The sequence below is a fragment of the Ruegeria sp. HKCCD7181 genome (assembly GCF_057221055.1).
This window is the reverse complement of sequence record NZ_JBWVBC010000003.1, coordinates 466,531-492,030: the sequence shown is the minus strand read 5'-3', so window position 1 is coordinate 492,030 and position 25,500 is coordinate 466,531. Positions and strand designations below refer to the sequence as shown.

Sequence of the window (25,500 nt, the reverse complement as noted above, 5' to 3'; positions counted from 1 at the left end):
GTAATGGCAGTCGCATTGCTGTTGTGAGCCTAAGGCAAACATCGCGGCAGCACTCAATCTGCTTTTGGATGAACCCAAACCTCGGCATCTGGTTCGTGGTCAGCACGAGTACCATCGGTCTTGGCTCCAAGACGCATCGCGACGGCCTGCGAACGACGGTTCTCGTGATGGATGTAACTCTCTAACCGATTGAATCCATGACACCGATGCGCCCAGCTACGAACAGCCGCCGCGGCTTCGGTTGCATATCCATTGCCTTCCGCACCGTCAAAGAGATGCCATGCCAACTCCACTTGCGGCCAATTGGCGTGTTTGAGCAGCCCTACTCGACCAAGTGGAGTGCCCCCCTTACGCGGAACCAATGTAAAGAAACCGAAACCGTGCCAGTGCCAATGGCCGATACCCGTTAGAAAACCGAACCAAGCTTGTTCCTTGCTAACCGTTTCATCTTGCGCCTGCATTCTTGAAGAACTTGTCATGAAACGCGTGAACTCAGCCAGATCGCTTTTGCGTGGGCCGCGCAATGTTAACCGTTCCGTTTCCAGGATTGGTGCAGACGTCAAAGGTTCGGGCATCCGGGGCTCCATTCTTGCCAACCTCTTGGCTTCTATATTCCGTGACGGCGAGGTTAACACGCCAATTTCAGCCTCGGAGTGAGCGACCGCTTCGTCGGTATGCGCGCACGTGTTTACCCGAGAACGAGCCGCCCGATCGGCCGACCCTCACTCCGTAAAACCAAGCCTACAACAGGCGCTTGGCATAAGAGGCGCGCGTAATTTCCATGTCCTGAACCGTTATACTTCCAACATCGGGCAGCGCTTGCGCCAGAAGTTCGAGTATTTTCTGGTTGAGTTGTGTCCGGGTCAGCACATCTCGCCCCTCCATCAGCAAAAGCGTCGCGTGGACGAACGTCTGAGGATCGGTTCCAATCCGAAAGAACTCCACCGGTTTTGCACGCACCTTAATGGTCGGCGGATCGAACACATCCTGCTCGGAAAGAACTGAAAACAACTGGTCGCACACTGATTGGATATCGTGGATTTGTTCTAGGCCTTTCGAAAACTCAATCGAAACGTGGGGCATGCAATATCCTTTTTCTAAACACGGCTCCAAGCAGGGCCGATACGCCTTCAGCCCCTTGTGTAGCCCGATAATCTGGGCGTTGGTATCCGATACGCCAGCTTGTTCGCTCGGCAGACAGATGCGACCCCAAGTTAAACTGTTCCTGTTTCGGGCAAATGTGGGTGGCATTGAAGGTGGGAAGGAAGGTCAGGGACTGAAGCCCCTGACCGGCTCTGGTTTACCAGGTCGAGTCGGGGTCAACCTTGAACAGATGCTCCATGAACACCCGGGTGACCGCCTGCAAATGTTCAGTGCGAGCATGGTCGCGTTGCAGTTCTGCGGGAACGACGTTCCAGGTGATTGGCTCGACGCCGGCCTCGATCATTCGACGCATGCCGTTTTCATGGCTTAACTGGGAAATCGAACCGACTGCGTCCTCGGGCACGTATACGTCATACCCTGATTTTTCGGCTTCAATCGCAGGGTATGCCAAGCAAACATCAGTCCAGAGGCCTCCCATGATCAGCTTTTTCCGCCCGGTTGCTTCAACGGCGGCAACAAACTCGGGCTCTTCCCAGGCGTTCACATTAGTCCGGTCAATGAACACGGCGTTTGGGGCCAGCTCACGCAGTTCCTCGATCATTGGATCGTATCCATTCAATCCCACTGCGACATGGCTAAAGATGATCGGGATATCGTAGATTACCGCGGTCTTGATCAACCCGGTGGTATTATTGATCAGCTCTTCATGTTCGATGTTCTTGACCCCCGCCAGAATTGGCGGCTGGTAGTCGATAAGGACCAGCACCGAGTTGGTTGGTGACAGAAAAGGGTCTTCGTCCGCAGCCCGCACCGGCGTGCCCTGATAGCCCTTGGGGTAGGTGGCAACGCCATCTACTGTTTTGATCATCGGAGTTTCTGCCAGTACCGGCAGCGCTGTGGCAGCGATGCTCAGGCTCAGAGCTGTTGCGAGGGGTTTGAGAGATAAGGTCATGAGAGTTGCTCCTTTGGATGTAGGGGGTTAGGCGTGAACGTGCTCGGCAATCAGCTGCGCGACTGACGGCCCTGGGCCGACAAGCTCAAGCACGTTGCGATCCGGATCGCGGATGAAGATGGTTTTGGTACCCCGAAATTCACGACGGCCGGTAATGCCGATACCATTTTCGGTGACAAAGGCTTCGGTCGCTTCGGCGTCTTTAACCTTTACGGCCAGGTGAGTGATGCCGGGGTATTTCCCAACCTCGTCCATCAGAACATTTTCACCGGCTTTTGCGGTGGCCGGACCAAGCAGGTTGATGTTGATCCCGGACGGGTGCAACATCACTAGCGGATGGCCGTTGTCATAACCACCGTCAGCGATCAGTTCGAATCCCAACAGTTCATAAAACGAAACAGACGCATCCCGGTTGCTGATGCGAATACCGATGTGATCGAAGTTTCTAATATCCAACATGGCTGTGCCTTTCCTTTGCTTGCAACAAAGGTAATTTTGCCGGTATCAAACTTTAATAACTCAATTGGAACGGCATCTATTCCAAATGGATCAGAATAAAGACCTCTTTGACGGCATGGTTCTGTTCTGTGCTGTGGTGGCGCGGGAAAGCATGAGTGCAGCGGCAAAATTGCTGGGACATACACCCAGCCACGTCAGCAAGGAAATTGCGCGACTTGAAACGAGGCTTGGGACGCGGCTTTTGAACCGGACAACACGACGGTTAAGCCTGACGGAATCTGGCCGCATCTACTATGAAAATGCCCGCCGAATTGTAGAAGACGCCCATGCCATGCAAGATCGATTGCATTCGTTAGGCGACCAACCCTTTGGAGAATTACGGATGAGCGTGCCGGTGGTCTTTGCACACGGTTGGCTAAATCACTGGTTGCCCGAGTTTCTTGACCGCTACCCTGACATCAATCTCCACCTGGACATTTCTGAACGTCATTCGGACATGATCGGAGAAGGTATAGATTTGCTGGTTCGGATTGGGACCCTGCCATCGTCCGATCTGATAGCCCGAGAGATACTGCGCACGCGGGGTCTTACAGTGGCATCCCCGTCCTATCTGAAACGCAATGGCACCCCGCATCACCCTAACGACCTAAAAGATCACGAACTGATCGATTTCTCGTTTCACGGGATCACGCAAAGCTGGACCTATGCGGGGCCGGATGGCGAGGGAATTGCGGTGCCAGTTTCTCCTAGGGTACGATGCGATGACGCGCACACCGAAAAAGTGCTTGCCCTTGCAGGCCGCGGGATTACCCGCCTCCCTCAGATCGCCTGTCAGGCCGAACTGGACGCCGGAACTCTTGTTCCCATTCTAACGAAGTTCGAAAACCCACCGCTTGGCGTTCATGTGATCTATGCGAGCCGTGACAACCTGCCAGCAAAAACTCGTGCCATGATCGACTTCTTGGCCGAAAAGATTCGTTGAATTTTTTGTCTCTTACCGGATGCGAATTTCCTTCGAAGGTTTTGCAACGAACGAAAGTTGAACTTCAATCAGACATTGTAGCGGCTACGGTCAAAATCAGCTTTTTCCGCTAAGCCCCTATTAAGAAACGCAACCTTCACCCCGCCGCGCCCGCCGAAACCGCACTCACAACCCCGCCACCTACCAGAGCTTTCACACCGGTCGTCCCCGGGCATGAAGTTGGCAATCCACGCGCCACCCGGACGGCGAGATAGGCAAAAGCCTGCGCCTCGAGCATGTCCCCGTCCAGACCGACGGTCTCGACCGGTTCGACCGGGCAGTCCAGCGAAACCCGCAACATCTCCATCAACACCGGGTTGTGCCGACCGCCGCCTGTGACCAGAACGCGAGCAGGTGGTTTTGGGCAATGCTCCATCCCTTTTGCGACCCCGGCAGCGCACATGGCTGTCAATGTGGCCACCGCATCTTGGTCGTTCAATTGTCGCACCAGTTCGACCATCTCGGCAAAGTCATTGCGATCCAGAGATTTTGGCGGCATTCGGGCAAAGAACGGTTCTGCAAGAAACAGTTCTAGCGCTCCCGGTTCGACTGCCCCATTGCGGGCGACCGCACCATCCCGGTCCATCGACTGCCCCAGACGCGCCTGCATCAGATCGTCGACAGGTGCGTTCGCGGGCCCGGTATCAAAAGCCAAAAGTGCTCCCGGGGCCTCAGGGCCGTCAAAGGACGGATCCACATAGGTCAGATTGCCGACCCCGCCGAGGTTAAGAAAACACAAAGGGGCATCGGCTTCGATCCACTTGGCACAGGCAAAATGAAAGAACGGCGCCAGAGGTGCGCCCTCACCGCCCATAGCCACGTCATCGCTGCGGAAATCCCAGACAACCGGGAGACCCAGTGCCTGCGACAAGCTAAGGCCATCGCCTACTTGCAGCGTCCCGCGTCCGCGAGGTTCATGCGCAAGGGTCTGGCCGTGAAATCCGATCAGGTTCGCATCTTCAAATTCCGCCAAAAGGTCAGCATGTGCATGCGTCACCAATTCGCCGGCAGTCTCGACTTGTGCACCATGCCATTGACCCAATGCGTCACGCAGTTGCGCGCGCTCGGCCTTGGTATAAGCCCGGTACGCGCTTGGGCCGAATCCGAGAATCTCATACCCGTCCGTTTCGACCACAGCAGCGTCCACGCCGTCTAGCGATGTGCCGGACATGGCTCCTAGCGCCCTGACTGCCCCAGTTTTTCCGATGATCCGGCTCACTCGCGCATCTCCTGCCAACTTCTGCCCAGCGTCGTTCCGGTATTTGCCCAAACCCGACGATCTGGGTAAGTTGCCCATTTTCTCGGATCCAAAGCAAGGCACCTGCCGCGAAAACAATGAATATTGAGACCAAATCGAGGCCGGATCAGCACAACCAGACGGCGAAACTCGATCTGGCGCGCGCGCCAGTTTATTACCGAAGCGCTGGCATTTTCCGATCTCGCGCCACTTCGCTCGGCTTCAGAGCGCATCAACAGAGCAGCACTTACCCACCTCTTTGAATTGGTGAGCCACAGCTGTCGCGTTTCTTGGAAAAGGCACCTTTTCCTTGCCGATTCCCGCGCCTATACAGTGCCTCGCAATACTAACCCGAGGCACGATATGAACTACCACCCCAAATCGGAATTCATCGCCACGATGATCGAGCGCGGCTTTCTCGCCGACTGCACCGATTATCAGGGCCTTGACGACGCGCTGATCAGTGGGGTGCAAACAGCCTATATCGGTTATGACGCCACGGCGCAGTCGCTGCACGTGGGGCATCTGATGAACATCATGGTGTTGCGCTGGTTGCAGAAATGCGGGCACAAGCCGATCACACTTATGGGCGGCGGAACCACGAAGGTCGGCGACCCATCATTCCGGTCGGACGAACGCCCCTTGCTGGGACCCGAGCAAATCGATGCCAACATCGCGGGCATGCAGAAAGTGTTCGCCAAGTACCTGTCCTATGACGACAGCGAAACCGGCGCGAAGATGCTAAACAATGCAGAATGGCTGGATAGCCTGAACTACCTCGATTTCCTGCGCGATATCGGGCGGCACTTCTCGGTCAACCGGATGCTGAGCTTTGAATCGGTGAAATCGCGTCTGGATCGCGAGCAGTCGCTCTCGTTCCTCGAGTTCAACTACATGATCCTGCAGGCCTATGATTTCCTGGAGCTGAACCGTCGATATAACTGCGTGTTGCAGATGGGCGGTTCGGATCAGTGGGGCAACATCGTTAACGGCATCGACCTGACCCGACGTGTGCTGGATCACGAGATTTATGGTTTGACCACACCGCTGCTGACCACCAGCGACGGTCGCAAGATGGGCAAATCCCAGGGCGGCGCAGTCTGGCTGAATGACGAGATGCTGTCGGCTTACGAGTTCTGGCAGTTCTGGCGCAACACTACCGACGCCGATGTCGGCCGGTTCCTGAAAATCTTCACCGAGCTGCCTGTCGATGAATGTGACCGTATGGGCGCACTGGCAGGATCCGAGATCAACGAAGCCAAGGTTCGTCTCGCCAACGAGGTCACGACCCTTCTGCACGGTGTCGAAGCCGCTGCAAAGGCCGAAGCCACAGCCCGCGAAGTCTTTGAAAAAGGCGGTGTTGGAGAGGATTTGCCGACACTGACCCTCAGCGCTGATGAGCTGGGCGAGGGCATGTCTATCGTTCAGATCATTGTGAAATCCGGACTTGCAAAATCAGGCAAAGAGGCCAAGCGTCTGATCGCCGAGAACGGAGCAAAGTTGGACGACGCCCCATTGACTGACGCGGGGCTGATGATTGACGCGGGTGCCCTGTCCTCGCCCATCAAGCTGAGCGCCGGTAAGAAACGTCACGCTCTGGTGCAGCTGGGTTAATTCACCTTCCTCCCGAGAAAACGGCCACCTGATCAGGTGGCCGTTACGTTATGATCAAGGCGTATCAGCTTCTTTAGCGCTTGCCCTTGCCGCCCCCTTTACCGTCGCCGCCTTTACCGCCGCCGTGGCCACCTTTACCGCCACCTTTACCGTCGCCGCCCTTGCCGCCGCCGTGGCCACCTTTACCGCCACCTTTACCGTCGCCGCCTTTACCGCCGTCGTGGCCGCCCTTGCCGCCACCTTTACCGTCACCGCCCTTGCCGCCGCCGTGGCCGCCCTTGCCGCCACCTTTACCGTCACCGCCCTTGCCGCCGCCGTGACCACCTTTGCCAGGGCGGTCATTGCCGCTGCCGTCGCCAGGTTCGTCATTGCCGCCACCGTCACCGGGGTCTTCGTTGCCGCCACTGTCGCCGGGGTCTTCGCTGTCGCCGCCGTCACCGGGCTCATCATTGCCACGGTCGTCACCGGGGTCTTCGCTGCCGCCACTGTCACCAGGCTCGTCATTGCCACGGCCGTCACCGGGGTCTTCGTTGCCGCCGCCGTCACCGGGCTCGTCATTGCCGCCACCGTCACCGGAGCCATTATCCGGGGACACCGAACCGCCAACCTGTGCCAAGTCAGAACTGCGATCTTCACCGCGATCGGCATTGCCGGCGCTTCCGATAGAAGCGGTTGGAAAATCTGTCAAAAGCGCCGCCAGTCCTGGACATTCAGCGCCGGTCACGCGAAGGGTTGTTTCGAAGTCTGATCGTCGCTGAAGCCGCTCCAGGAAGCTTGGGGTCACCTGCGCACAATCGCAGAGCGCCGCATAATCACCCGCATTGGTCAGGCTACGCGCCGTGTTTCCGTTGCACGTTTCAGGCGCAGCTTCTGCAGATCCTACAATCAAAACTCCCACGAATGGTGCAGCGACCATCGCACCCATGGTCTTAATCTTTAACTTTCGCATCTCGTTACCTCCTTGCACCAAAACACCCGGGTGCGTCAGAGTCATCGATCACGAATTGGCGAATTGGCGTGAAGCGTAAATTAAGAATTGCTGAGAAAGCCCGCGTTCGCGCCAGAAATCCGGCATCCACAGTGTATTGACCACTCATATCAGTAGACACAGGTGGGCCAACGCGATAAATGAACAAGTGTTCAAATCTTGGGAGGAGACCGCCATGCACCTGTCCACCACTTCGGCCATCGTTACCGGAGGCGCCTCTGGTCTGGGTGAGGCCACAGCCCGCTACTTTGCTGAAAATGGCGCGCAGGTCACGATCTTGGATCGCGACGCCGATCGCGGAGTTCAGGTGGCGGCTGAGATTGGCGGGTATTTTGCGCAGACAGACGTGACGGACGAAAATTCGGTCGCGGCAGCTGTCTCGCTTGCGATGGAAAAGATGGGGCGGATCACAGCAACCGTGAACTGCGCGGGCGTTGCCTATGGGATCAAGACAGTCGGCAAGGATGGCCCCCATCCTTTAGATGCGTTTCAACGCACGATCGATATCAATCTGGTGGGTACATTCAATGTCTCGCGACTGGCCTCTGCCGAGATGGCCAAGAATGCGCCCGAACCGGACGGCGCGCGCGGTGTGATCATCAACACGGCTTCTATCGCCGCCTTTGACGGGCAGAAGGGTCAGACTGCCTATGCCGCGTCCAAAGGCGGCGTTGTTGGCATGACCCTGCCCATGGCGCGGGATCTCGCGTCGACCGGTATCCGCGTAATGACCATCGCGCCGGGTATCTTCATGACCCCGATGCTGGCGGGCCTGCCCGATGAGGTACAACAACAACTGGCTGCGGACGTGCCCAACCCTGCCCGACTGGGTGACCCGCGTGAATATGGTCGTCTGGCTGGCTTCATCGTCGAGATGGGGTACCTGAACGGGGAAGTCATCCGCATCGACGGTGCCCTTCGTATGCGTTAGGCATGACGCATGACCGAACGGGAAAAGATGGAAGCAGGAGTATGGTACAGCTGCCTGGACCCGGAGCTCGACGCGTTGCGCGCCAAAGCCCGCCGCGCCGTTCACGCACACAATACCTGTGATCCCGACACGCGTGACGCGATGGGCCCGGCCTTACGGGAGCTGTTTGCCGACGCGGGAAATGGCTGTTTTCTCGAGGCGCCCTTTCACTGCGCCTATGGCATGAATATCCATCTGGGCAATCGGGTTTATTTCAACGCCGGTTGCATCATTCTGGACACGGCACGGGTTCAGATCGGGGATAATTCCATGTTTGGGCCGAACGCCCAAATCTATTGTGCGCAACACGCGAAAGAATCGGCTGAACGCGCTCGCGGGTTAGAGGTCGCCCTGCCCGTCACTATCGGCCGGAACGTCTGGGTCGGCGGTGGCGCCATCATCCTGCCCGGAGTGACAGTTGGCGACAACGCAATCATCGGAGCAGGCAGTGTGGTGACAAAAGACGTGCAAGAAGGCCAGACGGTGGTCGGAAATCCGGCACGTACCATCTGACGAATCAAATCTCGGTACGCGGCGATGTTGGCAGCTTGATACACTCGCGCGTTTTGCGGCTTGCAGACCGAAACTATTCGGCCTCGGCTTTTTCCTCGAGCATCAACCATTCGTCTTCGAAAGCGACCAGTTTTTCCTGCCGCTCGACCAACGCTTCGGTGGCTTTCTGAAATTTGACCGGCTCGCGCGTGAACAGTTCTGGGTCCGACATTAGCTCTTCCAACTTGGCAATCTCTGCCTCCAGTCGCGAAATCTCGGCCGGGAGGTTTTCCAACCGGTGTTTCTCCGAAAACGAAAGGCCTGCCTTCGGCTTACTTTCCTGCTTTACCTTCGGCTTCGAGGGCTTTGATTTTTCTTCTGTTTTCCCAAGAACATCGCCACGCTGCGCGATGTAATCCGACCATCCACCAGCGTATGCGGTCGCCCGTCCGTTACCTTCCATCGCGATGGTCGTTGTGGCGACGCGGTCCAGAAAATCCCGATCGTGGCTGACCAAGAGGGCTGTGCCGTCATAGTCATCCAGCAACTCCTGCAGCAGATCCAGAGTCTCGACGTCCAGATCATTGGTCGGTTCATCCAGCACCAGCAGGTTTGACGTTTTAGCCATCAGCTTGGCCAATAACAGCCGCGCTTTTTCACCGCCAGACAATGATTTAACTGCCGCTCTTGCTTGCGCATCGTCGAACAGGAATTCCTTTAGATAGCCCACCACATGTTTCGGCTGGCCCCGCACCATCACCTGATCGGCTTTGCCAGAGACCCGCATCTCGGGGTCGCCGGTCAGACTGTCCCAAAGGCTCATTTCCAGGTCTAGTTGCGCACGGGTCTGGTCAAATACAGCGACCTCAAGATTAGTCCCCAATGAGACAGCACCTTGATCGGGCGTTTCCTGACCCAGAAGCATCTTCAGCAGAGTTGTTTTGCCCACGCCGTTGGGGCCGACAAACGCCACCCGGTCGCCGCGCTGCACCAACAGGTCGAAGTTCCGCACGATTTGTTTTTCACCGAAACCTTTCGTCAGCCCCTTGGCTTCGATCACCTTGCGCCCGGATTTTGGACCGGATTCCAATGACATGGCGGCCGATCCTTGCCGCTTGATCTGTGCCGTACGCTCTGCGCGCAGCGCTTGCAGGGCTCGGACGCGTCCCTGATTGCGTTTGCGCCGCGCGCTGATGCCTTCTACGGCCCAGCGGGCCTCGGATTTGATCAGCCGGTTCAACTTGTGGCGCTGCTGATCTTCTTCTTCCCAAATCTTGTCGCGCCACGTCTCAAAGGCCTCAAAGCCCTGTTCCTGTCGCCGCACGGCACCCCGGTCGATCCAGAGCGTCGCCCGCGTCAGGGCGCGCAGAAAGGCCCGGTCGTGCGATATCAGGACAAATGCCGCCCGCGTGGCACCCAGTTCGCGTTCCAGCCAAGCGATGGCTTCGATATCCAGATGGTTCGTCGGTTCGTCCAGCAACATCAGGTCAGGCGCTTCACCCATCAGCTTGGCCAGCGCCGCCCGCCGCCGTTCCCCACCCGAGGCCGTCTCGACCGGGCGCGAGGGATCAAATTTCAGGCCTTCTCCGGCGCGTTCAACCTTGTACAGCTCACCCGGCTCCAACCCGCTGGAAGCGTAATCGCCAAGTGTGGCAAATCCCTGCATCCCCGGATCCTGCTCCATGTAGCCCACAGATTTTCCAGGAGGTATCACGATATCACCGTGGTCTGCCTCGACCAGGCCCGCCATCACTTTCATCAAAGTGGACTTACCCGAACCGTTGCGCCCCACCAGAGCAACACGATCACCTGGCTGGACAACCAGATCCAAACCGGAAAACACCGGATCACCCCCGAAGGTCAGGGAAATGCCGGACATCTGCAATAAAGGAATTCTCGCCATGCCCGCCAGCTAAACCGGCTTGCGCAAAGCGTCAACGCCCCGGCTTCAGGTTTTCGGAAATACTCAATTACCCGGCAATAGTGCGCAGCAGACGTTTGCGTGCCGGGGGAATCGTCTTGATTTCGAGCCCTGTGAAGACGTGCAGGGTATTCAAGTGCCGGTCCACAACCGCATGATCGCTAACCCAGCCACCCATCGACAGATAGGTGCGCAACAGCGGCGGCATCCTCATCATTGCTTTTTTCGCGTCCGGCCTGCGCCGTAGACGCGAAGCAAAGCGGAACACATCGTTTGCCTTGACACGCGGTAACCAGCGTTTCGGTCCGAGGTGCCGATGTTTGAGTACAGCAAACGCGTCCAGATACTCGGCCGTTTCAGTCCCTGCGAAAGATGAACAGCCAAACAGCATCTCGACTTCGTTCTGATCAACATACGTGGTCATGGCTCCCCACGCGACCCGCAATATATCAGGATCATTCCAATCGGGATGAATACAGAATCGCCCCATTTCCACCATGGGCCCTTTGAAGTCCTGGAGGGCGGCGAGGTCGTAGAACTGCGCTGAATAGCTGTCCCCGATCTTAGTTCCGTCCTGCATCATAAGCATTCGGAAACAGCACACCAGTTGGCCACCGGCCCTCATGTCTTCAATCAGGATATGAGTGCAAACCCGGTCAAATCGGTCGCTGTCGGTCCCATCGGTGCTAAAGGCCTGTGTGCGCAGGCCCTGTGCAGCAGCAATATCCTTTTCTGATTGCGCGACACGGGCCCGATAGCGGCCTTTGGTCAACAAAACTGCTTTGGCCATGGTCGCATCCTCCGCGGTTGCCGACCTGTGTTTCGCTATCCGTCCCCTAGCACAAGATGTGTGACCATCTTGTGACGGCATCAAGGGTCGTCACAAAATCAGTTGCTGACACCCGGAATGTTTGCCGGGTTGAACTGGCCGATATTGCCAAGCAATTGCCGCAGGAAGCTCTTGTTCTCGACACTGGAATCCGTGACGCGCCGGTCCAGAACAATGATGTAGCCGTCCTCCAGCCCGAATCGCTCGATGTTTCGCACCACACCACGCTGGTCAAAGCTAACGGCAACCAACTCGCGCGAAACGACCTCGGGCCGTTTGGGGCCGCGATAGCGTACGCGCGATGCGACATAATAGTATCCGGAATCCTGCAACACGCCGGAGGAGCTTGGCGCGCCCAGAGCTTCAAGCACGGTATCACGGTTATCGACCCCTACTTTGACCTCGGCCAATTCTTCGGGGGTCGGCACATAACCGTGATTCTTGAATACTGGCGAGCAGGCCATCGCGGCCAGAAGGGCACCAAAGGCCAGCGATTTAAACACTGGTTTCATCTTGTTTGTCACCTTCACTATTCACACCCTCTTGCCTTGGCACCTTTCGGCTTCTATCCGATTACAGAAACCATTGCCTTGGTTCAACACAGGAAAGGGTCTCGAATGACCGGATCAAATCCGCTGCGCGTCGCGGATCTGCAGCAAAACACCCCGACACCGTTTGATTTGCGCCCTGGCGCGGCTGCTCTGGATGTACTCAAACAGGAGCTCGGACTGCTGGGTCTTCGCAAACTGTCCTTTGTCGGCACGGTGCAGGCGCAGGGCAAGCACGATTGGGTGCTGACCGGAAAACTGGGCGCGACCGTTATTCAACCTTGCGTGATCACGCTGGATCCTGTCACCACACGGGTAGAAACCCAAGTGCGCAGGGTTTTTCTGGCTGATTGGGCAGAACCGGACGAACCCGAGTTCGAAATGACCGATGATGACGAAACAGAACCGCTGGGCTCTGAAATCGACCCATCTCAGGTCATGACTGAGGCTCTGTCGCTGGCTCTGCCTCAATATCCGCGCAAAGCCGATGCCGAGATCGGACAGACCGGCTTTACTGAGCCAGGTAAACAGGCAATGACCGACGATGACGTAAAGCCCTTTGCTGGGTTGGCAGAATTGCGCGACTCGTTAAAAAAAGACGAGTGACATAGGTCTGTTTTCCTGTCATAGCAGGCCCTCAGAAAAATCGCTTGAACATGCCGAGAATCGCAGTATTTTCGCGCGCTCATCGGAATTTGGGTTGGACATCGCGGGGCTCGTCCCCTAAACGCGCGTCGAACCACGTGAAAAACGAAGAATGAAACCCGGTCGGCGGCGAATCTGCTGACCCTTAGTAGACAAAGGTTGAGACCATGGCCGTCCAACAGAACAAAGTTTCCAAGTCGCGTCGCAACAACCGCCGCGCACACGACGCTCTGGTTGCTGCAAACCCGAACGAATGCCCGAACTGTGGCGAGCTGAAGCGCCCGCATCACGTTTGCGCATCCTGCGGCCACTATGATGATCGCGAAGTCGTCGCACAAGCCGACGAAATCGATCTGGACGAAGACGCAGCCTAAGCCCTATCGAGCGCAGGCAAAGGTATGACGGATCAGCCCTCGCAAACCGGACGGATAGTCATCTCGGTTGATGCTATGGGCGGAGATTCGGGGCCCGCTGTTGTTGTGGCGGGAATAGCCAAGTCTGCGGACAAGAACCCGAAGATCGGGTTCATCCTGCACGGTCAGGAAAATGTGCTGCGAAAACTGGTTGCCAAACGGCGCGTTCTTGATGGGCGCGTCGTTTTTCGTGATTGCCCGGATGTTGTCACGATGGAGGACAAGCCCAGCCAGGTCGTTCGCAATGGCAAGCAGACCTCGATGTGGTCGGCCTTGGAGTCGGTCCGTGAGGGCGAGGCTCATGGCGCCGTATCCTGCGGCAACACTGGCGCGTTGATGGCGCTGTCGATGATGCGCCTGCGTAAACTGTCCGGCGTCAACCGCCCTGCCATTGCGATTCTGTGGCCTTCGCGCAACCCGCAAGGGTTCAACGTGATGCTGGATGTGGGCGCGGATGTGCGGGCCGACGCGAAAGATTTACTGCAGTTTGCACTGATGGGCGCCTCGTATGCCCGCAACGGTATGGCGCAGACGCGCCCTCGGATTGGCCTGCTGAACGTGGGTACTGAAGAGCACAAGGGGCGCGCAGAACTTAAAGAAGCTCACGCGATGATTTCGGATTTTGCCGAACGTGCAAATTTCGACTTTGTGGGTTTTGTTGAAGGCAGCGACATTCCGGGCGACAAGGCGGATGTCATTGTTACGGATGGGTTTACCGGCAATGTCGCGATTAAGACGGGCGAAGGCACAGCCAGCCTGATCGGTGATTTGCTGCGTCAGGCATTCAAGTATTCTCCGCTGTCGCGCCTGGCTTCGATCCTGGCTATCACCTCTCTGAACCGCCTGAAGAAGCGCATCGATCCAAGACGCGTCAATGGCGGAGTGTTTCTGGGCCTCAACGGAACAGTTATCAAATCCCATGGCGGGGCTGACGCCACGGGCGTTTCAGCGGCGGTAAAGCTGGCCTTTACACTCGCGGAATCCGGATTTTCAGAAAAGTTGGCCGCACGGGTTGCATCCACAGCCGAGCTTGAACAAGATGCCGCGCATTCTGCGTCGCAGACAGAATAATAACAAAAAAGGCAGTACCCCAGCATGGCAGGCCGCTCAGTTGTCGTAGGTGTCGGGCATTATCTACCGGTACGTGTCGTACCGAATGCCGAGTTTGAAAAGACACTGGACACATCAGACGAATGGATTCGCACCCGATCCGGGATCGAACGCCGCCATTTTGCCGCCGATGACGAGACGACCTCGGATTTGGCGACACGTGCGGCTGAGGCAGCTCTTGCTGATGCAGGCCTTGAAGCGAGCGACATAGACGCGATCATTCTTGCAACCTCGACGGCAGATCTGACCTTTCCTTCTGCTGCAACCATGGTTCAGGCCCGGCTGGGCATGACAAACGGATTCGCTTTTGATGTTCAGGCTGTTTGCGCCGGATTCGTTTTCGCACTCAGCAATGCCAACGCCTTGATCCTGTCCGGTCAGGCCAAAAGAGTTCTGGTTATTGGGGCGGAAACCTTTTCGCGAATCATGGACTGGACTGATCGTTCGACCTGTGTGCTTTTCGGCGATGGCGCAGGCGCTCTGGTGCTGGAAGAGCAAGACGGGCAAGGTTCCCCATCGGATCGTGGAATTCTGGCGACTGACCTGCATTCAGATGGCCGCTACAAGGACTTGTTGTACGTAGACGGGGGCGTTTCGACCCAGTCCACCGGGCATTTGCGGATGCAAGGCAATCAAGTCTTCCGCCATGCTGTTGAAAAACTTACGAAAACTGCAGAAACCGCGTTGGAACGGGCCGGGCTCAGCAGCGAAGAAGTTGATTGGATTGTCCCGCATCAGGCCAATATCCGCATTATTCAGGGCACAGCCAAGAAAATGGGTCTGCCGATGGAACGGGTCGTGGTTACGGTACAGGACCACGGAAATACATCCGCTGCATCCATTCCTCTGGCACTGTCTGTGGGCAAGGAACGCGGCCAGATCAAGCAAGGTGATTTGATCGTGACCGAAGCCATCGGCGGGGGTCTGGCATGGGGCGCGGTTGCCCTGCGCTGGTAACTGGCACAATCCGGCTTACAGAGCCTCCTGCAATTCATTGATATTGACAGTGAATTTCCCATCGCCATATGCTCTCCTATCAACAGGGGAAAAAGCATGGGCGACAAAACACTGACCCGAATGGATCTGAGCGAGGCCGTCTTTCGTGAGGTTGGCCTTTCACGCAATGAAAGTGCGCAACTGGTCGAAAGCGTTCTGAACCACATGTCGGATGCGCTGGTGCGCGGCGAACAGGTCAAGATCTCGTCTTTCGGGACGTTCAGCGTACGGGACAAAACTGCCCGCATAGGTCGCAACCCCAAAACCGGTGAAGAAGTGCCGATTAAACCCCGCCGCGTTCTGACATTCCGCCCGTCGCACCTGATGAAGGATCGCGTCGCCGCTGGGAACCGCAAGTAAACCCCGAGGCCAGCAAAAATGAGCAAGTCCCCCGACGCCTTTCGCACCATCAGTGAAGTTGCGGATTGGCTGGGTGTTCAGGCCCATGTGCTACGCTTTTGGGAAAGTCGATTTACGCAGGTGAAACCGGTCAAACGCGCCGGAGGGCGCCGGTACTATCGCCCCAATGACATGCGCCTGCTGGGCGGCATCAAGAAGTTGCTTCACGATGACGGCATCACGATAAAGGGTGTCCAACGCATTCTACGGGAAAAGGGCGTGGCCAATGTGGCCGCACTCTCCCCTCCTCTGGACGACGAGTCTCAGCAGGCGAAAAGCTCGGTGGTTGAGAGCCCTATTCCACAAGCCGAAGCCTCTGAGGAAAGCACTGTCGTACCTTTCACTGCTAAGCCCACCCCAGAAGAAGACAGGCAGTTCGGTATGGACCTGACAACACCGGCTGCTGCTGCCAACGGACAGGTTTCCACGCCCCCCGAGGCCCCTGTTTCTCTGACCGAGCCGTCTGGTCAGAACGATCTGGATACGGCTCCATTGTTGGGTGGAATCGCTTCGCTGACCTGGCAGGTCGAGGATTTCGATCCGCAGGTTCTGCGCCGGATCGCACCCATAGCCAAAGACCTGCGTGCCTGGCTGGACCGGGTTGAAACCCAACCGGTGGGATAAGAATAAAAGGCGATGATTTCCTCTTGCCCCTGCCGGGAAAGTCTTTATGAACACCTCAACGTCGGGCTATGGCGCAGCCTGGTAGCGCGTCCGTCTGGGGGACGGAAGGTCGCAGGTTCGAGTCCTGCTAGCCCGACCAAATCACACCGACGTTTATGGCAGACAGGCCAGATCCCGCTCTGGCACCAGGGGGGATCGGAATGACAGGCGTATGCCCAAACCAACAGATCGAGGCGATGATCACACGGGGTGAGATCGCGGCCAGTCCGGATGTCCTTTCGGCGCAAATTCAGCCAGCCAGCCTTGATCTGCGTTTAGGAACAGTCGCTTACCGTGTGCGTGCCTCTTTCCTTGCTGGTGAAGGTCGCACCGTTGCGGATCGTCTGGCCGAATTTGAGATGCACCGCATCGACATCACCGACGGCGCCGTGCTTGAGAAAGGCTGCGTCTATCTGGTGCCCCTGATGGAATCCCTGGCGCTGTCTCAAGACATGACTGCTGTGGCCAATGCCAAAAGTTCGACCGGGCGGCTGGACCTACTGACCCGCACGGTCACTGATGGAGGCACCGAGTTCGACCGCGTTCCTGCGGGCTATTCCGGCCCACTCTATGCCGAGATTTGTCCGCGTTCATTTTCAGTTCTGGTACGTCCGGGAATGCGCCTTAACCAAATCCGCTTCCGACAAGGTCAGGCAGTACTGAGTGACACCGAACTGACCAAACTGCACAGCGCGTCCCCTCTGGTTGATGGCCCTGCAGTTATTCAAGACGGGCTGGGGTTTTCGGTCGATCTTCAGCTGCCGGACACTGATCTGGTCGGATTCCGCGCCAAACCCCATACCGGCGTGATCGATCTGGACCGCATTGGTGGCTATGATCCGCAGGATTACTGGGAAGAAGTGCGTACCACGGACGGTCGCATCATACTTGATCCCGGTGCGTTCTATATTCTCGTCAGCCGAGAAGCGGTGCACATCCCGCCAATGTATGCCGCCGAGATGGCCCCCTATCTGGCCATGGTGGGCGAATTCCGGGTGCATTATGCAGGCTTCTTCGATCCTGGCTTTGGTCATGCAGCCGCAGGCGGAGCAGGTTCACGAGGTGTCTTGGAGGTGCGATGCCATGAGGCGCCTTTTGTGCTGGAGCACGGACAGGTCGTTGGACGTCTGGTTTATGAGAAGATGGCCGAGATGCCCACGCAGCTTTATGGGGCAGGTATTGCCTCGAATTACCAGGGGCAAGGCCTGAAACTATCAAAACATTTCAAGGCAGTAAGTTAGGATTCAGAATTTCATGAAGCGTCGCATTTGACGCGTCATCCGCTGGGCATGTTTCATGTTCTGCCCTTGCCGGACGGTTTTATCCTGCATGTGGCGCGCGCCTTCGGGATCACGCGATGAATTCTGACCGGACTCAGGCTTGCGACCTACCCCGCTTGCCATATTCAGCCCTTTGTCGACCCCGCGAGTCACAAGACGGCGCATCACCTGACGCACGATCATGTCGATGATCCGATTGGCGTTCATTGCTCTCTCCGTGTTCCGATCTTCAAGGTAGACGATCTGCGCGGCAATAAAAGGGCGCGCCGATCACTCTTCCTCGAACAACTCTGACTGATCTTCATCAAGATCGTCTTCACGCTCGCCTCCTAAAGGCACAGCACCGGGCGGTGGACGGTTTTCCAGAAGGCCGGCTGCGCGCAATTCCTTGAGACCGGGCAGATCTCGGGCATTCTCCAAACCGAAATGGTCCAAAAATTGTGGTGTCACGACAAAGGTGACGGGTCGGCCCGGTGTCATACGGCGGCGACCCAGTCTGATCCACTCCATCTCAAGCAGTTGATCGATCGTACCGCGCGAGACAGACACACCACGAATCTCTTCAATTTCGGCTCGCGTACAGGGTTGATGATAGGCGACGATGGCTAAAGTTTCGATTGCGGCCCGGCTCAGCTTGCGCGTTTCGACCGTTTCTTTTTGCATTAGGAAGCCCAGATCAGGGGCGGTACGGATAGCCCAGGCCTCACCAACCTGCACCAAACGGACGCCGCGCCCTTCATAACGTTTCTGAAGCATTTCAACCGCTTGTGCTGCGTTGCTGCCATGAGGCATGCGGGCTTCCAAGTCCGAAACAGTCACAGGCTCGGCGCTGGCGAACAACACCGCTTCAACCATCCGTTCCTGCTCGGCCAGCGGAGGCGCCTCAAACAGGGTGCCGGTGTCGTCTTCTTGGGGGGCGTCAGTCACGATTCTCGGTCCTTTTGCGCAGATGAATCGGGGCAAAGGTTTCGCTCTGCTTGATCTCCATGTGTCCTTCTTTCACCAATTCCAGCGAGGCCGCAAAAGTAGCTGCCGTTGCAGATCGCTTACGCACCGGATCTGCGTCCCAGCCATCGGGAAGATAGGTCTCCATATCGGTCCATGTGCCTGCAAAACCGATCAGAGGACGCATGCGTTCAAGCGCTTGCTCCATCGTGAACACGGCATCGCGATCCATAACGAATGGACGAAATTCATCCCGGGTTCGGATACGTGCGTAGCCCTGCATCAGGTCCAGCAACGTGGCAGAATAGGTTACGGTGCGGATGCGGGTGATATCCTCACCCTGCCCGCGTTTAAAGAAATCACGACCCAGCTGATCACGTGCCATCAATCGAGCGGCAGAGTCGCGCATGGCCTGAAGGCGCTCCAGCTGGAACGCCAGGTGTGCAGCCAGTTCCTCACCAGACGGGCCGTCATCATCGGGGTCCGGGGGAAGCAGCAGGCGGGATTTCAGGAACGCAAGCCAGGCTGCCATCACCAGATAGTCCGCCGCCAGCTCGATCCGCAAGGCCCGCGCCTTTTCGACGAAGGCCAAATATTGCTGGGCCAGCGCCAGAACCGAGATTTTCCGAAGATCAACCTTCTGCGTCCGCGACAAGGTCAGCAGTACATCCAGAGGGCCTTCAAACCCGTCGACGTCAACAATCAGCGCCTCGGCAGCGAGCCGATCCGCGACCGAGACCGGGTCTTCGCTGAAAAGATTATCGTTCATACACCTGCCCGCCCATTAGGCGAGATAGTTCAGCCTCGACGGCAGGGATGTCAAGTTCCTGCGGCGGATGGCGCATTGCAAGGGCTCGATCCGCGCGGATTTGCGCTGCCTCGGACATCTGCCCCGCAGCCTCAAGAACATCAGCTCGCGCCTCAAATAAACCGTTGCAGTGCAAAACCACGTCACAGCCAGCGTTCAACGCCTGCTGCGCGATGTCAGACGGCGTACCACTGAGCGCCTTCATCGAGATGTCGTCGGTCATGATCAGACCATCAAAACCAATGTTTTCGCGGATCAAACCAATCATCTTCGCCGATATCGTCGCCGGTTGCGCATCGATCAAATCATAGACCAGATGCGCCGTCATCCCCATCGGCAGATCATTCAGAGCCCGAAACGGGGCAAAATCGCGGTGCTCCAACTCCTCCAGCGGCAAATCCACATGCGGAAGGTCGTAATGACTGTCCAAAGTCGCCAATCCATGTCCCGGCATGTGTTTCACAACCGGTAAAACCCCGCCATCCAGATGGCCTTTCGCAACTGCCCGCCCAATCCGGGAAATTGTAGCCGGTTCAGAGCCATAACACCGGTTCTTCAGAAACGGATGCGTCGATTCTCGGGCAAGGTCGACCATGGGGGCACAGTTGCTGTCTATCCCGAGCGAAAACAGTTCATTAGCAATCAAACGGTACCGCAGATACATCGCGCGCTCGACCTCGTCACCGGCACGGTCCGAATGATCAAGCGGCGGCAGCCATTCGCGGGCCATAGGAGCCCGAAGACGCTGTACGCGGCCGCCTTCCTGATCGATCGTGATCGGGCAGTTTCGCCCAACCGACTCGCGAAAATCGTCGCAAAGCGCACGAACCTGATCGGCGCTTTCAATATTCCTTGCAAACAGGATGAACCCGAATGGGTTCATCTGTCGAAACAGGGATTTCTCGTCGGGTGTTAGTCGAAACCCTTCAGCGTCGGTAATGGTTGCTCCAAAACTCACCGTGCGGCGACCGGAATGCAGTCCGCGCCTTGAGCGACCAGCGCAGCGCAGAATTGACGCGAGTCGCTAACATCCTCAAAGCCGAGGACGCGCAGACGGTAAAAGGTGCGCCCGCCACTTGAAGTTTTCTGGATAACTCGCTGTTTTCCATCCATATACTCGCCAAAACGACCGCTAATTCGCGCCCATTCCGTCTGCGCGACGTCGACACTCTCATACGCGCCCAGCTGCGCCAGCCGGGTGCCCTTGGTCAGAGTATTGGGGTCTACGTCCAATCCCACGGCCGCTTTGACAGCAGCGTTGATCGCGGCTTCGGTTCCGCTGTTTGTTGAAATACCACTGGGTGTTGCCCGGGCTGGTCTGTTCTGCGGCCGCAAGGAACGACGAACACCCGGCAGCGCGGCCAGGGCCGGATCAGGTTGCTGGGCCGCGAAATCCACCGGGTCAATTGCTGGTTCTTCTTCCGGGGTGACCAGTGAAGCCAATTGCACGCCCTGCTCTGACGGTTGGGCAGTGTCGGCAGCCTCGCCCGCCAATTCCGCAACCAGCGAGTCGACGGCGCCTTGCCGGAGTTTGGAGGCCTGCTGGTCTGTGACTTCTTCCTCGACAACGTGAACCGCCGGTGTGGGTTGCAACGCGCTCATCGGGGTGTCTTCGTCCGTCAGCGATACCGGGCGCGGCGCCAGAATCAAGCGATCCGCCGGTGCTGCAGCTGATCCCACTGCGGCCACTGTGTTGACGGCCAGCCCTTGGTGATCGGCAGGCGTACCGCCTGGGTTTTCCGGTTGGATGCGCATCGGACCCTCGACAGCACGAACAACCGGCACACCGCTGACATCGCGCATGACCAGTTTGTATCCCCAGACACCTATGCCTGCGACCAGCGCCAAAGATGCGACGGCCCCGAACATATTGATCATACGTCCCAGACCGGCGCCGGCGCGCGGTGCGCCATCGTAGTCGTGCATATCATCCGGGTAATCATACGCATCCTGAGGATGTGTTTGATTCGTGTAATGCATCTGCTCGGGGCTTGCTTGCCCCGAGTAATCGTAACTCGCCATATCCGCCTCACCGCCCGATTGCGCCTTAAAATGTGGCGCGCGGGTCATTTCTTGTCTGCCTCGGACCGGCGGTTCGGGCGGTATTGGTTACCGCATCTCCTGCGCCGGAGTAACGCCAAGAATACCCAAGCCCGCTGAAATCACAACAGAAACGGCCCGGGCCAAGGCGATTTTTGACTGACTTGTGGCTGCATCGCCATCCTGGATGAAGCGCAGCGAGGTTTCATCATTACCTTTATTCCACAACGCGTGGAAATCTCCAGCGAGTTCATAGAGATAGAAGGCAACACGGTGCGGTTCATTAGTGCGCGCAGCGATCTCCACCAGACGCGGCCACTCAGCCAGCTTTTTGGCGACTGTCAGCTCGGACGCGTGGTCGATCTTACCCAAATCGGCAGCTTTCAGAGTTCCATCCTGGGCATCAATCCCCGCCTCAGCGGCGCGGCGCAGCACGCTCATGACACGGGCGTGGGCGTATTGCACGTAGAACACAGGGTTCTCGCGGCTCTGTTCCAACACCTTGTCGAAATCGAAATCCAGCGGTGCGTCGTTCTTGCGTGTCAGCATAACAAAACGGGTCACGTCCGGCCCAACCTGATCAACCACATCGCGCAGGGTGACAAAGTTTCCTGCCCGTTTGGACATCTTGAACGGCTCGCCATTCTTCCACAGCTTCACCAGCTGCGTCAGCTTGATATCCAGTGGCACCTTGCCATCGGACAGCGCTGAAACCGCGGCCTTCATCCGCTTGACGTAGCCACCGTGATCCGCGCCGAACACGTCGATCAGCGCGTCAAAACCACGACTCACCTTGTCATAGTGATAGGCGATATCCGGGGCGAAGTAGGTCCAGCTGCCGTCGGATTTCTTGACGGGTCGATCCACATCGTCACCGTGCTCGGTGGATTTGAACAAAGTCTGCTCGCGCGGTTCCCAATCCTCGGGCTTTTTGCCCTTGGGCGGTTCCAGAACGCCTTCGTAGATCAGGCCCTTGTCGGTCAGGGATTGCAGCGCGGCTTCGATGCGGCCTGTGCCGTAAAGCGATTTTTCCGAGAAGAACACATCCATCTCGACGCCCAACGCTTTCAGGTCGGCGCGGATCAAATCCATCATCGCGTCAGTCGAGAACTCACGCAGATCGTCCAGCCATTCGCTTTCCGGCTTGTCGATCAGGCTGTCCCCGTATTTCTCTTTCAGCGCCTCACCGATCGGGATCAGATAGTCGCCGGGATACAGACCTTCGGCGATCTCGGGGCTCAGACCGTTGGCTTCGCGATACCGCTCGTAGGCGGACCGAGCAAGAACGTCGACCTGTGCACCGCCATCGTTGATGTAGTATTCACGAGTCACGTCATGGCCGGAATAGGCCAGCAGGCTGGCAAGCGCATCACCGAACACCGCACCGCGCGTATGACCCACATGCAGCGGGCCTGTGGGGTTGGCCGACACATATTCGACATTCACTTTCTGGCCATGCCCCATGGTCGAGCGGCCATAGTCGGTGCCCTGCTCAAGCACAGCCGCCAGAACACCTTGCCAAACCGACGGCGCCAACCGCAGGTTCAGAAAGCCCGGCCCGGCAACTTCGGCGCTGGTTACGCGATGATCATCTGCCAGCTTATTAGCCAGTACATCCGCAATGTCGCGCGGCTTCATCTTGGCCGGTTTCGCCAACACCATTGCGGCGTTGGTCGCCATGTCCCCATGCGCCGCATCGCGCGGAGGTTCGACCGCCACGTTGTCAAAGCTCAGCCCCTCAGGCAGCGCGCCTTCGGACTGCATCTGCGCCAGCGCGTCCAGTACGAGGCCGCGGATCTCGGAAAACAGGTTCATTTCGGATGTCCTTTTGCTTGCCCGGCGGTTTACCACGCAAAGCGACAAGGTCAATGGAAGCGAGCATTTTGGGCTTGGTTTACCGACAAAGCCCGCTAGTGTCAGCGATATTTCAGGAAACGGAGACCGATCCATGCGCCCTGCCCTGCCCCTTGCCCTGCTTCTGTTAACTTCTCTGCAAGCGTGGGCCGAGATGCCCGAGCCACAAGGCCACGTATTACTAACGCTGGGGGGAGCCGTGTCAGAGACCAACCTGCCCGCGCGTGGGGAAAACGATGGCGGACTTCTAGGGTATCTCGAGGTGCAGCACGATGGAGCAGCAGGCCTTGATGCGGCGATGCTCGACGGGTTGGAACAAACCGAAATCACAATCACTTACGGTCCCGAAGGCAACCAACGTGACATTGCGTTTTCCGGGCCGCGCTTATCGGAAGTAATGATCTTGGTCGGAGCGGAAGGGAAAACCGCCAAACCTATGGCAATGGATGGTTATCAATCGGAAATTCCATGGGACAGCATCGCTGCACATCAACCGATTGTCGCTACGCACGCGGATGGCGCACCGATGGGAATTGGCGGTTATGGCCCTACGATGATTGTCTTCCCACCAACCGACGACGCGGACCTGGCACAAATACAATCCGGTCAGCAAGTCTGGGCGCTGGCTTACATCGGCATTGAATAATCAGCTGCCAGTAAGTCGCGCGTGATCCTGCAAGGCGAACCGGTCGGTCATACCAGCAATATAATCCGATGCGATGCGCGCCAGTGCGGTCTCGTCACTTGCAGCCTCTATATCGTCATGCCAGTGCTTGGGCATCTGCTTCGGGTCGTTGAGATAGATCGGAAACAACTCTTCCACCACTTTGCTGACCTTGGAACGCACCTCCATCACGCTGGGGGCGCGGTACATGCGGTTGAACAGGAATGCGCGGATCTGTTTCAGTTTCCCCCAAAGGTCATCCGAGAACTGAATGACCGGATACCCCAAAAGGCGGACATCCTCGACCGAACGCGAACCTGAGGCAGCGATCAGTTTGCTCGATGTGTCGATCACGTCAGAAACCATCACGCCAAAAACCCGACGCAACGCCTCGTGCCGGCGACGATAGGCGTCGAGCCCGGGATATTTGGCATCCACTTCGGCAAAGCACGCATCAACGATCGGAAGCTGTCGAATATCCTCGTCATCAAACAACCCGGCCCGCAACCCGTCGAACAGATCATGGTTGTTGTAGGCAATATCGTCAGACAACGCCGCTACTTGAGCCTCGGCGCTGGCATGGGTGTGCAATTCCAGATCAAAGCGGTCATTGCACTCGGCCAGCGCCCACGGCAGCGCGCCCAGCACCGGGCCGTTGTGTTTTGCAATACCTTCAAGGCATTCCCACGTCAGGTTACAGCCATCGAAATCAGCGTAATGACGCTCGAGCTTCGTAACAATCCGAATGGCTTGCGCGTTGTGGTCAAATCCGCCGTAAGGCTCCATCAACGCATGTAACGCGTCTTCACCCGTATGACCGAATGGGGTGTGCCCAAGGTCGTGGGCCAGCGCGACAGCCTCTGTCAATTCAGGGTTCAGCCGCAAAGCCCCGGCAATCGTGCGCGCCACCTGGGCCACTTCGATGGAATGGGTCAAACGCGTGCGATAGCTGTCACCCTCATGCTCAACAAAAACCTGCGTCTTGTGCTTGAGCCGTCGAAACGCGCTGGCATGAATGATCCGATCCCGGTCGCGCTGAAAGCATGACCGAAAACTGCTTTCCTCCTCTGGTACAAGCCGCCCTCTGGCGCGGCCTGGGTCCGAGGCAAATCCCGCTCTGTCCAAAGGCCTTGTCCTTGTCGCCTGTCCTTGCAATTTCTATATTGTAATGAGTAAAGGAAATAAACCTTTGGAGTTTGGCATGAATCTGCCCCCCACAGTCACCGAACGCGCCTTTGAACGCCTCGCCGAAATTGGTGCAGCGGATCAGGGTCAGGCCCTGCGCGTCGCAGTGGAAGGCGGCGGATGTTCCGGTTTTCAATATGAAATTGCGCTAGACGAACCAAAAGACGACGACCTTGTGCTGGAAGGCAATGGGCAAAAGGTGATTGTCGACTCGGTTTCGCTGCCTTTTCTGGAAAACGCGGTGATCGACTTCACACAAGAACTGATCGGTGCGCGGTTTGTGATCGAGAATCCCAACGCAACCTCTTCCTGCGGCTGCGGGACATCATTTTCAATGTGACCTTGCCCTGCCCGCGTGGTTGA

General features: G+C 57.3%; 29 protein-coding genes and 1 tRNA gene. 14 read left to right on the top strand and 16 right to left on the bottom strand.

Features of this window, described 5'->3' with window-relative positions:
* Positions 1-53: 53 nt before the first annotated feature.
* From AC2TCY_RS09180 to AC2TCY_RS09165, 4 genes are all read right to left on the bottom strand, one after another.
* Positions 54-575: a GNAT family N-acetyltransferase gene (locus tag AC2TCY_RS09180; RefSeq protein ID WP_480846946.1), complete on the bottom strand. Its 522-nt coding sequence runs from the start codon at positions 573-575 to the stop codon at positions 54-56.
* Positions 576-741: 166 nt separating this feature from the next.
* Positions 742-1,083, bottom strand: coding sequence for a 5-carboxymethyl-2-hydroxymuconate Delta-isomerase (locus AC2TCY_RS09175; RefSeq protein ID WP_480846944.1), 342 nt, complete (start codon positions 1,081-1,083; stop codon positions 742-744).
* A gap of 217 nt (positions 1,084-1,300) precedes the next feature.
* The gene (locus AC2TCY_RS09170; protein WP_480846943.1) at positions 1,301-2,056 is read right to left on the bottom strand and encodes a hydrolase; all 756 of its coding nucleotides are present in this window, start codon (positions 2,054-2,056) and stop codon (positions 1,301-1,303) included.
* A 27-nt stretch (positions 2,057-2,083) separates the two neighbouring features.
* On the bottom strand, positions 2,084-2,515 hold the full coding sequence (locus tag AC2TCY_RS09165) for a VOC family protein (protein ID WP_480846942.1): 432 nt from the start codon (positions 2,513-2,515) through the stop codon (positions 2,084-2,086).
* Between the two features lie 85 nt (positions 2,516-2,600).
* On the opposite strand from AC2TCY_RS09165, the gene AC2TCY_RS09160 reads away from it, so the two are divergent.
* Positions 2,601-3,497 carry a LysR family transcriptional regulator gene (locus AC2TCY_RS09160; RefSeq protein WP_480846940.1) on the top strand — a complete coding sequence of 299 codons (897 nt, stop codon included), beginning with the start codon at positions 2,601-2,603 and terminating at the stop codon, positions 3,495-3,497.
* Positions 3,498-3,633: 136 nt separating this feature from the next.
* Here AC2TCY_RS09160 and AC2TCY_RS09155 read toward each other — a convergent pair whose 3' ends face one another.
* Positions 3,634-4,707 (bottom strand): anhydro-N-acetylmuramic acid kinase, encoded by a 1,074-nt coding sequence (locus AC2TCY_RS09155; RefSeq protein WP_480846983.1) that lies wholly within the window; start codon positions 4,705-4,707, stop codon positions 3,634-3,636.
* 429 nt (positions 4,708-5,136) lie between these two features.
* Here AC2TCY_RS09155 and tyrS point away from each other — a divergent pair, with 429 nt between their 5' ends.
* Positions 5,137-6,387, top strand: a complete 1,251-nt coding sequence (gene tyrS, locus AC2TCY_RS09150; protein ID WP_480846939.1) for a tyrosine--tRNA ligase — start codon at positions 5,137-5,139, stop codon at positions 6,385-6,387.
* A 73-nt stretch (positions 6,388-6,460) separates the two neighbouring features.
* Here the strand turns inward: tyrS and AC2TCY_RS09145 are convergent, their stop codons facing one another.
* A complete protein-coding gene (locus tag AC2TCY_RS09145; RefSeq protein WP_480846938.1) occupies positions 6,461-7,336 on the bottom strand; it encodes a hypothetical protein in 876 nt (291 codons plus the stop codon).
* A 214-nt stretch (positions 7,337-7,550) separates the two neighbouring features.
* Here AC2TCY_RS09145 and AC2TCY_RS09140 point away from each other — a divergent pair, with 214 nt between their 5' ends.
* Together AC2TCY_RS09140 and AC2TCY_RS09135 are read left to right on the top strand one after the other, a co-directional pair.
* Positions 7,551-8,306, top strand: a complete 756-nt coding sequence (locus AC2TCY_RS09140) for a 3-hydroxyacyl-CoA dehydrogenase (RefSeq protein ID WP_480846937.1) — start codon at positions 7,551-7,553, stop codon at positions 8,304-8,306.
* 9 nt (positions 8,307-8,315) lie between these two features.
* Positions 8,316-8,858 carry a sugar O-acetyltransferase gene (locus tag AC2TCY_RS09135; protein ID WP_480846936.1) on the top strand — a complete coding sequence of 181 codons (543 nt, stop codon included), beginning with the start codon at positions 8,316-8,318 and terminating at the stop codon, positions 8,856-8,858.
* A 73-nt stretch (positions 8,859-8,931) separates the two neighbouring features.
* Here the strand turns inward: AC2TCY_RS09135 and AC2TCY_RS09130 are convergent, their stop codons facing one another.
* The 3 genes from AC2TCY_RS09130 to AC2TCY_RS09120 all read right to left on the bottom strand — a co-directional run bounded on the left by AC2TCY_RS09130 (position 8,932) and on the right by AC2TCY_RS09120 (position 12,099).
* A complete protein-coding gene (locus tag AC2TCY_RS09130; RefSeq protein ID WP_480846935.1) occupies positions 8,932-10,740 on the bottom strand; it encodes an ABC-F family ATP-binding cassette domain-containing protein in 1,809 nt (602 codons plus the stop codon).
* A gap of 67 nt (positions 10,741-10,807) precedes the next feature.
* The gene (locus AC2TCY_RS09125) at positions 10,808-11,548 is read right to left on the bottom strand and encodes a GNAT family N-acetyltransferase (RefSeq protein WP_480846933.1); all 741 of its coding nucleotides are present in this window, start codon (positions 11,546-11,548) and stop codon (positions 10,808-10,810) included.
* A 98-nt stretch (positions 11,549-11,646) separates the two neighbouring features.
* Positions 11,647-12,099, bottom strand: a complete 453-nt coding sequence (locus tag AC2TCY_RS09120; protein WP_480846932.1) for an outer membrane protein assembly factor BamE — start codon at positions 12,097-12,099, stop codon at positions 11,647-11,649.
* Positions 12,100-12,204: 105 nt separating this feature from the next.
* Here AC2TCY_RS09120 and AC2TCY_RS09115 point away from each other — a divergent pair, with 105 nt between their 5' ends.
* From AC2TCY_RS09115 to AC2TCY_RS09080, 8 genes are all read left to right on the top strand, one after another.
* Positions 12,205-12,741, top strand: a complete 537-nt coding sequence (locus AC2TCY_RS09115; RefSeq protein ID WP_480846931.1) for a YceD family protein — start codon at positions 12,205-12,207, stop codon at positions 12,739-12,741.
* Between the two features lie 206 nt (positions 12,742-12,947).
* Positions 12,948-13,154 (top strand): 50S ribosomal protein L32, encoded by a 207-nt coding sequence (gene rpmF, locus AC2TCY_RS09110; RefSeq protein ID WP_008756996.1) that lies wholly within the window; start codon positions 12,948-12,950, stop codon positions 13,152-13,154.
* 24 nt (positions 13,155-13,178) lie between these two features.
* Positions 13,179-14,264, top strand: a complete 1,086-nt coding sequence (gene plsX, locus AC2TCY_RS09105; RefSeq protein WP_480846930.1) for a phosphate acyltransferase PlsX — start codon at positions 13,179-13,181, stop codon at positions 14,262-14,264.
* A gap of 24 nt (positions 14,265-14,288) precedes the next feature.
* The gene (locus tag AC2TCY_RS09100) at positions 14,289-15,260 is read left to right on the top strand and encodes a beta-ketoacyl-ACP synthase III (RefSeq protein WP_480846929.1); all 972 of its coding nucleotides are present in this window, start codon (positions 14,289-14,291) and stop codon (positions 15,258-15,260) included.
* 96 nt (positions 15,261-15,356) lie between these two features.
* Complete coding sequence (ihfA, locus tag AC2TCY_RS09095; RefSeq protein ID WP_298385582.1) at positions 15,357-15,659, top strand: integration host factor subunit alpha; 303 nt, start codon at positions 15,357-15,359, stop codon at positions 15,657-15,659.
* A gap of 18 nt (positions 15,660-15,677) precedes the next feature.
* The gene (locus tag AC2TCY_RS09090; protein ID WP_480846928.1) at positions 15,678-16,322 is read left to right on the top strand and encodes a MerR family transcriptional regulator; all 645 of its coding nucleotides are present in this window, start codon (positions 15,678-15,680) and stop codon (positions 16,320-16,322) included.
* Between the two features lie 62 nt (positions 16,323-16,384).
* Positions 16,385-16,461: transfer RNA gene (locus AC2TCY_RS09085), tRNA-Pro, on the top strand.
* Positions 16,462-16,522: 61 nt separating this feature from the next.
* Positions 16,523-17,602, top strand: coding sequence for a 2'-deoxycytidine 5'-triphosphate deaminase (locus tag AC2TCY_RS09080; protein WP_480846927.1), 1,080 nt, complete (start codon positions 16,523-16,525; stop codon positions 17,600-17,602).
* A 3-nt stretch (positions 17,603-17,605) separates the two neighbouring features.
* Here AC2TCY_RS09080 and AC2TCY_RS09075 read toward each other — a convergent pair whose 3' ends face one another.
* The 6 genes from AC2TCY_RS09075 to argS all read right to left on the bottom strand — a co-directional run bounded on the left by AC2TCY_RS09075 (position 17,606) and on the right by argS (position 23,249).
* Positions 17,606-17,848, bottom strand: a complete 243-nt coding sequence (locus AC2TCY_RS09075) for a hypothetical protein (protein ID WP_480846926.1) — start codon at positions 17,846-17,848, stop codon at positions 17,606-17,608.
* A gap of 63 nt (positions 17,849-17,911) precedes the next feature.
* Complete coding sequence (scpB, locus tag AC2TCY_RS09070; RefSeq protein ID WP_480846924.1) at positions 17,912-18,568, bottom strand: SMC-Scp complex subunit ScpB; 657 nt, start codon at positions 18,566-18,568, stop codon at positions 17,912-17,914.
* Entirely contained in the window at positions 18,561-19,355 is a 795-nt protein-coding gene (locus AC2TCY_RS09065) for a segregation and condensation protein A (RefSeq protein WP_480846923.1), read from the bottom strand. The genes scpB and AC2TCY_RS09065 overlap by 8 nt, the downstream gene beginning before the upstream one ends.
* Positions 19,345-20,352 (bottom strand): beta-N-acetylhexosaminidase, encoded by a 1,008-nt coding sequence (nagZ, locus tag AC2TCY_RS09060; RefSeq protein WP_480846922.1) that lies wholly within the window; start codon positions 20,350-20,352, stop codon positions 19,345-19,347. The genes AC2TCY_RS09065 and nagZ overlap by 11 nt, the downstream gene beginning before the upstream one ends.
* Complete coding sequence (locus tag AC2TCY_RS09055; protein WP_480846921.1) at positions 20,349-21,464, bottom strand: SPOR domain-containing protein; 1,116 nt, start codon at positions 21,462-21,464, stop codon at positions 20,349-20,351. The genes nagZ and AC2TCY_RS09055 overlap by 4 nt, the downstream gene beginning before the upstream one ends.
* Before the next feature lie 39 nt (positions 21,465-21,503).
* On the bottom strand, positions 21,504-23,249 hold the full coding sequence (gene argS / locus AC2TCY_RS09050) for an arginine--tRNA ligase (RefSeq protein WP_480846920.1): 1,746 nt from the start codon (positions 23,247-23,249) through the stop codon (positions 21,504-21,506).
* A gap of 133 nt (positions 23,250-23,382) precedes the next feature.
* Here argS and AC2TCY_RS09045 point away from each other — a divergent pair, with 133 nt between their 5' ends.
* Positions 23,383-23,934: a putative pterin-binding protein gene (locus AC2TCY_RS09045; protein WP_480846919.1), complete on the top strand. Its 552-nt coding sequence runs from the start codon at positions 23,383-23,385 to the stop codon at positions 23,932-23,934.
* Here AC2TCY_RS09045 and AC2TCY_RS09040 read toward each other — a convergent pair whose 3' ends face one another.
* Entirely contained in the window at positions 23,935-25,077 is a 1,143-nt protein-coding gene (locus tag AC2TCY_RS09040; protein ID WP_480846918.1) for a deoxyguanosinetriphosphate triphosphohydrolase, read from the bottom strand.
* 76 nt (positions 25,078-25,153) lie between these two features.
* Here AC2TCY_RS09040 and AC2TCY_RS09035 point away from each other — a divergent pair, with 76 nt between their 5' ends.
* On the top strand, positions 25,154-25,477 hold the full coding sequence (locus tag AC2TCY_RS09035; RefSeq protein ID WP_480846916.1) for a HesB/IscA family protein: 324 nt from the start codon (positions 25,154-25,156) through the stop codon (positions 25,475-25,477).
* Positions 25,478-25,500 lie beyond the last annotated feature (23 nt).

Bases quoted from the DNA above. Each gene is read 5' to 3' on its own strand.
- AC2TCY_RS09180 (WP_480846946.1), bottom strand. From the start codon at position 575: ATGCCCGAACCTTTGACGTCTGCACCAATCCTGGAAACGGAACGGTTA.
- AC2TCY_RS09175 (WP_480846944.1), bottom strand. From the start codon at position 1,083: ATGCCCCACGTTTCGATTGAGTTTTCGAAAGGCCTAGAACAAATCCAC.
- AC2TCY_RS09170 (WP_480846943.1), bottom strand. From the start codon at position 2,056: ATGACCTTATCTCTCAAACCCCTCGCAACAGCTCTGAGCCTGAGCATC.
- AC2TCY_RS09165 (WP_480846942.1), bottom strand. From the start codon at position 2,515: ATGTTGGATATTAGAAACTTCGATCACATCGGTATTCGCATCAGCAAC.
- AC2TCY_RS09160 (WP_480846940.1), top strand. From the start codon at position 2,601: ATGGATCAGAATAAAGACCTCTTTGACGGCATGGTTCTGTTCTGTGCT.
- AC2TCY_RS09155 (WP_480846983.1), bottom strand. From the start codon at position 4,707: ATGTCCGGCACATCGCTAGACGGCGTGGACGCTGCTGTGGTCGAAACG.
- tyrS (WP_480846939.1), top strand. From the start codon at position 5,137: ATGAACTACCACCCCAAATCGGAATTCATCGCCACGATGATCGAGCGC.
- AC2TCY_RS09145 (WP_480846938.1), bottom strand. From the start codon at position 7,336: ATGCGAAAGTTAAAGATTAAGACCATGGGTGCGATGGTCGCTGCACCA.
- AC2TCY_RS09140 (WP_480846937.1), top strand. From the start codon at position 7,551: ATGCACCTGTCCACCACTTCGGCCATCGTTACCGGAGGCGCCTCTGGT.
- AC2TCY_RS09135 (WP_480846936.1), top strand. From the start codon at position 8,316: ATGACCGAACGGGAAAAGATGGAAGCAGGAGTATGGTACAGCTGCCTG.
- AC2TCY_RS09130 (WP_480846935.1), bottom strand. From the start codon at position 10,740: ATGGCGAGAATTCCTTTATTGCAGATGTCCGGCATTTCCCTGACCTTC.
- AC2TCY_RS09125 (WP_480846933.1), bottom strand. From the start codon at position 11,548: ATGGCCAAAGCAGTTTTGTTGACCAAAGGCCGCTATCGGGCCCGTGTC.
- AC2TCY_RS09120 (WP_480846932.1), bottom strand. From the start codon at position 12,099: ATGAAACCAGTGTTTAAATCGCTGGCCTTTGGTGCCCTTCTGGCCGCG.
- AC2TCY_RS09115 (WP_480846931.1), top strand. From the start codon at position 12,205: ATGACCGGATCAAATCCGCTGCGCGTCGCGGATCTGCAGCAAAACACC.
- rpmF (WP_008756996.1), top strand. From the start codon at position 12,948: ATGGCCGTCCAACAGAACAAAGTTTCCAAGTCGCGTCGCAACAACCGC.
- plsX (WP_480846930.1), top strand. From the start codon at position 13,179: ATGACGGATCAGCCCTCGCAAACCGGACGGATAGTCATCTCGGTTGAT.
- AC2TCY_RS09100 (WP_480846929.1), top strand. From the start codon at position 14,289: ATGGCAGGCCGCTCAGTTGTCGTAGGTGTCGGGCATTATCTACCGGTA.
- ihfA (WP_298385582.1), top strand. From the start codon at position 15,357: ATGGGCGACAAAACACTGACCCGAATGGATCTGAGCGAGGCCGTCTTT.
- AC2TCY_RS09090 (WP_480846928.1), top strand. From the start codon at position 15,678: ATGAGCAAGTCCCCCGACGCCTTTCGCACCATCAGTGAAGTTGCGGAT.
- AC2TCY_RS09080 (WP_480846927.1), top strand. From the start codon at position 16,523: ATGACAGGCGTATGCCCAAACCAACAGATCGAGGCGATGATCACACGG.
- AC2TCY_RS09075 (WP_480846926.1), bottom strand. From the start codon at position 17,848: ATGAACGCCAATCGGATCATCGACATGATCGTGCGTCAGGTGATGCGC.
- AC2TCY_RS09065 (WP_480846923.1), bottom strand. From the start codon at position 19,355: ATGAACGATAATCTTTTCAGCGAAGACCCGGTCTCGGTCGCGGATCGG.
- AC2TCY_RS09055 (WP_480846921.1), bottom strand. From the start codon at position 21,464: ATGACCCGCGCGCCACATTTTAAGGCGCAATCGGGCGGTGAGGCGGAT.
- argS (WP_480846920.1), bottom strand. From the start codon at position 23,249: ATGAACCTGTTTTCCGAGATCCGCGGCCTCGTACTGGACGCGCTGGCG.
- AC2TCY_RS09045 (WP_480846919.1), top strand. From the start codon at position 23,383: ATGCGCCCTGCCCTGCCCCTTGCCCTGCTTCTGTTAACTTCTCTGCAA.
- AC2TCY_RS09035 (WP_480846916.1), top strand. From the start codon at position 25,154: ATGAATCTGCCCCCCACAGTCACCGAACGCGCCTTTGAACGCCTCGCC.